The following is a 5,295-nucleotide window of genomic DNA, read 5'->3' as shown; positions in this document are numbered from 1 at the left end:
TATGCCACAGTTTGCTGGAAACATAATAACATTAATTGCTATAAAATTATATAAAAGTATTGTTTTATGATGTGTATTTTGTTTTTTTGTATTTTTAACAAATTATTAATTTGACAATCTTATAATTTTTTTTGTTAAAATGTAAAATGTGATATTAAATATTTAGTTATATTTTAGAATTTTATTATTAACATTTGGGATGAAAAGATGAAAAAGGTATACTTTTTGTTGTTGATTATTTTAGTAGGGACTTTGGGGGTTTCTGCTAATTTTAATGTTTATAGTAGTTTACTAAATGATAGTGTAGGTATTTTTAGAGAATGTGATGAGAGCATAACAGAACCTGTTACATATGCTATTTGTGTAGAGTGGGAGGATTCGGAAGGATATTTGAATCAGAATTGTTTTGGAGTTTGTGCGTTGTTTTGCGATGCGATAGGAAACTTTTGGGGTAAATTGGCATGTAAATCTGGATGTTTAGGAATATGTTGGAAACCAGAAAGAAGACTATGTATAAAATATGATACTGTAACAATTTATCCTTGTAATGGGAATTAGGGGGTGAATTTATGAAAAGTTTGAAAAAATGGGGATTATTTTTGATTGTATTCTTGTTTACTAGTTTAGCATTTTCTGAAACATATGTAGCTGAAAATGATCTTCAAAGAGTAATTGATGCTGCAAAAGATGGAGATATTATAATCTTGAATAATTCTTTTAATGAAAAAGTTGAAGTTATAGGTAAGGAATTGAAATTTATTAGTATGGGAGAATCTGGAGAAATATCATTTATTGACGATAAAAATACAGAAAATATTTTTAACGAAAAACCTGTGATATATTTGGAAAGTGCTACAGTTACATTGGAAAATATAAAAATAAGTGCATCGAACGTGGTTGGAATTGGAATTTTAAATTCTTCTGTTTATTTAAAGAACGTTACAATAGAATTGAATAATGGAATAGGATTAGTTTCAGTTAGTGATGAAAAAAATGAAAGCTATATGAAACTTGAAATGGTTAAGATTTTAGATAAAAAATATAGAAAAGTTTCAGGGAAAAATGTATCATTAACTTTTAGTAGTGTGGGAATTTTAGGATCATATAACACCACTATTATTGCAAATAATATTGACATTTCAGGAATGAAAAAAGCATTTGTTCTGGAAAATAAAGAAAGTTATATATTTAATTCTAATTTTTCTGAAAATGAAATAAGTTTAATGATACTTTCTGGAAATCAAAATATAATAAATAATAAATTTAAGTTAAATGTTCAAGCAATTGTAGCTGCAAATAATTCCAGCGTTTCTTTGATAAATAATTATTTTGATGAAAATAATCAGGATTTAGAATTGTTATCAAAAGATTGCAGTAGTTGTCCAAAAACAAAAAAATTCACAGGAGTTTTAAAGGGCTATTCCAATGTTTCAAAATCTTTATTGATAAAAAATAATTTTTCAAATCACTTTTGGGATAATGAGTAATTTGTTAAATATTTCATATTCCGGTATTGCCTAACAATACCGGAACTTTTTTGTATAATAATAAAATTTTCGAAATCTTTGATATATCAGAAATTTATACAATATAATCTTCATAGGTTTTATGGTAAAAATAGAAGTTTTTGGAAAGTTATTCTGGAGGTTTCTAATGAAAAGATTAAAAGAAAATCAGATGAAAGTTTTAGAAAAGCTTTTGCAATTAGAAATTTTTCAGTTTTTTTGTTAGTTGACTTACAAATACTCATTTAATTCGATATAGCTCTGTAGAAAGCTATAATAAAAAAATGTTAAAAATGTGAAAATATGTTTTTGATATATTTTTATCGAAATAGTTAACAAAATATTACGTTTATATTTTTTTGATATAATGTAAATGTATGTAGTAATTCAAAAAATATGTGGGGGGTGAATTTTAATGATTGATATGCAGTTATTTATGACAAAAGATGGTGACATCTGTAGTGTGGAAGGTTGGTGGCATCCGGAAGATAAGGTTATATGTAATTATATATATTTACAACATCCTGACGGAGATGTGGAAATTGAGGGGAATAGGTATGTAAAAGTAATACGAAAAAAAGATGGAAGCTGGCGTAGCTTTGAAGAACAATTGGAGTTTATTAAACAATTTGGTAGAAAACATATTAGAGCGTATTTTGTCAAACATAAAATGGTAATTGATAAAAATGAAATAAAAAAGTTTTATGATCCATTTTATACATTTAAACAATTTTCCAAAAATTATCCTCAGGAGTTTTTGTATTTAAAAAATTTTTTAAAATTAGTGGGGATATATGAAAAAGAATATGACAATATAGGGATGGTTGGATCGTATCAGGTGGGGTTGAGGAAAGAGAAAAGTGACATAGATGTTTTATTTAGATTTGATTTAGAAAGGAATATGGAGATATTTAGAAAAATTACAGCTCTTTCTTCTAAAAAAGAAATGGAAGTGTTTGATAGGGGAAAGAAAACACCACTTAGGGTTTATTTCAAAGAAAAAATATTTTGCTGCCACTTTGCTTACAAAAATATTGAAGATATACCTAAAATATTTTCAACAAGGTATATAAATTTGGGCAAAGTAAATTGTGAAATAGAAGTTATAGATAACATACATTCCATATATACACCAACTGTACTTTTGGGGAAAATTATCAGGACAGGTCAAAAGATAGTAATTGTCATATATCATGGTGGTAATAAAGGAGAGTATGAAGTGGGAGATGTTTTAAACGTATATGGAGAAAAAATAGATAGCGGTACAGGTGTCTTTTTGAATGTAAAAGAGATTGAAAAAGTATATGATGAGAGTAAGATAAAATGTTAAACAAAAAATATAACTTTGAAATGATTTGGAATAAAGTTTGGAATACAAGTAACACTTATTCAGATGAAAGGGTAAGAGATTATATTTCAAAAATAAAAGGGTTGCAGATAGTTGAATACATAAAGAGGGAATTTAAAGAAAATAGATTTGAAAAGATTGCCGAAATAGGCTGTGGTGATTGTAGAGTTTTAAAATTTGTTGGGGAACAGCTTAACTGTAGGGAGTTAATTGGTATTGATATTTCAAAAAGCGCTATAGAAAAAGCAAAGGGGTTGTACAAAAATAAAATTGTGTTAAAACTTGGAACTGCAACAGATATACCGATCCAGGATAATTATTGTGATATTGTATTATCATTAGGAGTAATAGAGCATTATAAGTTAAAAGAAGACATGAAAAGAGCTGTAAAAGAAATGTATAGAGTTTTAAAACCAGGAGGTATAGCGGTAATAATGGTTCCAAATAAAATATCTTTTGGAGTAGTTGATAGAATTTTGCAGCAAAGTTTTAGAAATTGGATGTATGGTTTCCAAAAAGAATTGACACCTAAGCAAATGAAAGATATAGTTAAAAATTGTGGGTTTTCAGTTATTAAATATAAAGTTTTTGATTTTATTTTAGTACCTGGTGTGAAAAAACCTTTAAGATTTTATGCGATAAAAATATTAGATAGTCTTTTTAAGAAAATCATAAAAGATTGTGGGTTTTATTTGTATACATTTTCGAAAAAATAGTATAGGAGTGATAAAATGATTTATGCTATTCTTTCGGCAGTATTAATGGGGAGTACGGCAATTTTTAACAAGTTTGCACTCAAAGAATTTAATCCTATGTTTGCTACCATTATTAATGCTTTAATAGCAAGTATTTTTTCTTTGTTTTTTGTGAAAAAATTCCGAAAGTTGAGGATGAATTTTTATGTTGTTTTTGTGGGATTGTTTAATGCCGCGGGACTTCTTTTTATGTTTATTGGTCTTTCGAAGCTTGATCCGGGAATAGCTATGGTACTTGGAACTTCGTACTATATTTTTACTTCAATGTATTCCGTACTTTTATTTAAGGAAAAGCTTTCAGTAAATGTACTTTTGCAGATAATAATTAATATTTTTGGAATTATATTAATTATTATGCCTTCATATAGAATGGAAATTCCAAATCTTATTGGTGGTATATTTGCTGTTTCATCTGCTTTATTTTTTGCTACGAGTAATTCAATTGCAAAATTATCAAAAATACAGGCAGATTTTTTGGTTTTTGCAAACAATGTAATAACTTTTCTGGTTATTGGTGTTCTTTACTTTACTGTTTATGGAAATAATAGTATTTCATTTAGTTTTCGTGGAATTTTCTTTCTTTCTATAGCGGCATTTATAGGTTCATTTTTAGGGTTGTATTTCTACTATAAAAGTTTAAGCGGGATAGATTTTTCGATTGCAAATATAGTAAGAACTTTAAATCCAATAACTGCACTGCTTCTTTCAAGGTTATTTTTCCCCAACGTTATAACAACAAGGCAGTGGATAGGGATAGTAATTGTAATTTTTTCGATATATAGGTTGAACGTTTTAATAAATAAATCTAGAATAAAACTAAGTTCTGAAAACTAAGTTTTTTGTAATAAATTTCTCGACATCCAATCTATTAGAGATGGAAGATTGTGCTCCTAATCTTGTTACGGAAATGGCAGCTGCAGCATTTGCAAATAAACTGCTTTCTTTCTATGTTCCCCGTTTCAGGAAATCTTACTGCAAAGGCCACATTAAACACATTTCCAGCAGCGTTGTATCAATTGCCTTAACTTTAAAACCTGGAGTTTTATATTTTTTTATCAAAATACAAGTCCCCGTTTTCGCCAGGCTTTTGGCAAAAAATGAAAAATGTTTATCTAAAGCATTTGAAGTTTACAAATGGTTCAGGTGGGAAAATAATTTTTTGTATAAAAGTTAAAACAAAAGATATAGTTGGAGTTCTCGAAGATGAAATTTTTTTGTACTTGCCATAGAACATCTTGAAAAAAGCGGGAAATAAAAGGATTAAAAAGAAAAGACAGCTGTATTATTTCAATTGAAACAATTAAAGAAGCTTTAGTAAATGCCGTTGTTTGGGGATATTATTCATTTAAAACTTGCAATTTATAGAGTTGAGTTTTCCAGGGACGTTCTGAAAAGTTTAGTGTTGAGCTTATTTTACAGAGGGGTGGAAATTAGAAATAGAGTTATTGAAGTTTTTTTCAAATAGATAGGTTATATTGATATACTGCTCCCCTGAAGGATTGGACAGTTAGAAAGTAGAGAGTATAATCATATACGAAGGGGAGTGAAAGATATGAGAAAGAAGCTTTCTGCTGAAGAAAAGATGGCTATTGTACTCGAAGGATTAAGAGGTAAAAAAACTATAGCTGAAATTTGCAGAAAGCATAGTATTTCTCAAGGGCAGTATTACAAGTGGAGGGATAAGTTT

General features: G+C 28.0%; 8 protein-coding genes. All 8 read left to right on the top strand.

The features are described from left to right. The first annotated feature begins 207 nt into the window (after positions 1 to 207). Entirely contained in the window at positions 208 to 558 is a 351-nt protein-coding gene (locus JG780_RS10610; RefSeq protein WP_287570610.1) for a hypothetical protein, read from the top strand. A gap of 11 nt (positions 559 to 569) precedes the next feature. After that, a complete protein-coding gene (locus tag JG780_RS10605) occupies positions 570 to 1,487 on the top strand; it encodes a right-handed parallel beta-helix repeat-containing protein (protein WP_287570609.1) in 918 nt (305 codons plus the stop codon). A 78-nt stretch (positions 1,488 to 1,565) separates the two neighbouring features. Continuing rightward, complete coding sequence (locus JG780_RS10600) at positions 1,566 to 1,754, top strand: hypothetical protein (RefSeq protein WP_287570608.1); 189 nt, start codon at positions 1,566 to 1,568, stop codon at positions 1,752 to 1,754. Positions 1,755 to 1,920: 166 nt separating this feature from the next. Further along, the gene (locus JG780_RS10595) at positions 1,921 to 2,835 is read left to right on the top strand and encodes a hypothetical protein (RefSeq protein WP_287570607.1); all 915 of its coding nucleotides are present in this window, start codon (positions 1,921 to 1,923) and stop codon (positions 2,833 to 2,835) included. Then, positions 2,829 to 3,569 (top strand): class I SAM-dependent methyltransferase, encoded by a 741-nt coding sequence (locus JG780_RS10590; protein WP_287570606.1) that lies wholly within the window; start codon positions 2,829 to 2,831, stop codon positions 3,567 to 3,569. Before JG780_RS10595 ends, JG780_RS10590 begins: the two co-directional genes overlap by 7 nt. A gap of 15 nt (positions 3,570 to 3,584) precedes the next feature. Then, positions 3,585 to 4,442 (top strand): DMT family transporter, encoded by an 858-nt coding sequence (locus JG780_RS10585; RefSeq protein ID WP_287570605.1) that lies wholly within the window; start codon positions 3,585 to 3,587, stop codon positions 4,440 to 4,442. 73 nt (positions 4,443 to 4,515) lie between these two features. Then, the gene (locus JG780_RS10580) at positions 4,516 to 4,782 is read left to right on the top strand and encodes a hypothetical protein (protein ID WP_287570604.1); all 267 of its coding nucleotides are present in this window, start codon (positions 4,516 to 4,518) and stop codon (positions 4,780 to 4,782) included. Positions 4,783 to 5,160: 378 nt separating this feature from the next. Continuing rightward, a partial coding sequence (locus JG780_RS10575) for a transposase (protein ID WP_287570611.1) occupies positions 5,161 to 5,295 on the top strand: 135 nt, incomplete at its 3' end.

Origin of the sequence: Thermosipho sp. (in: thermotogales), from assembly GCF_020054775.1 — a bacterium.
GTDB classification, from domain to species: domain Bacteria; phylum Thermotogota; class Thermotogae; order Thermotogales; family Fervidobacteriaceae; genus Thermosipho; species Thermosipho africanus.
This window is presented reverse-complemented; position numbering and strand designations above follow the sequence as displayed.

Coding starts and splice junctions, on each gene's coding strand:
- JG780_RS10610 (WP_287570610.1), top strand. CDS start 208: ATGAAAAAGGTATACTTTTTGTTGTTGATTATTTTAGTAGGGACTTTG.
- JG780_RS10580 (WP_287570604.1), top strand. CDS start 4,516: ATGGCAGCTGCAGCATTTGCAAATAAACTGCTTTCTTTCTATGTTCCC.
- JG780_RS10590 (WP_287570606.1), top strand. CDS start 2,829: ATGTTAAACAAAAAATATAACTTTGAAATGATTTGGAATAAAGTTTGG.
- JG780_RS10585 (WP_287570605.1), top strand. CDS start 3,585: ATGATTTATGCTATTCTTTCGGCAGTATTAATGGGGAGTACGGCAATT.
- JG780_RS10595 (WP_287570607.1), top strand. CDS start 1,921: ATGATTGATATGCAGTTATTTATGACAAAAGATGGTGACATCTGTAGT.
- JG780_RS10605 (WP_287570609.1), top strand. CDS start 570: ATGAAAAGTTTGAAAAAATGGGGATTATTTTTGATTGTATTCTTGTTT.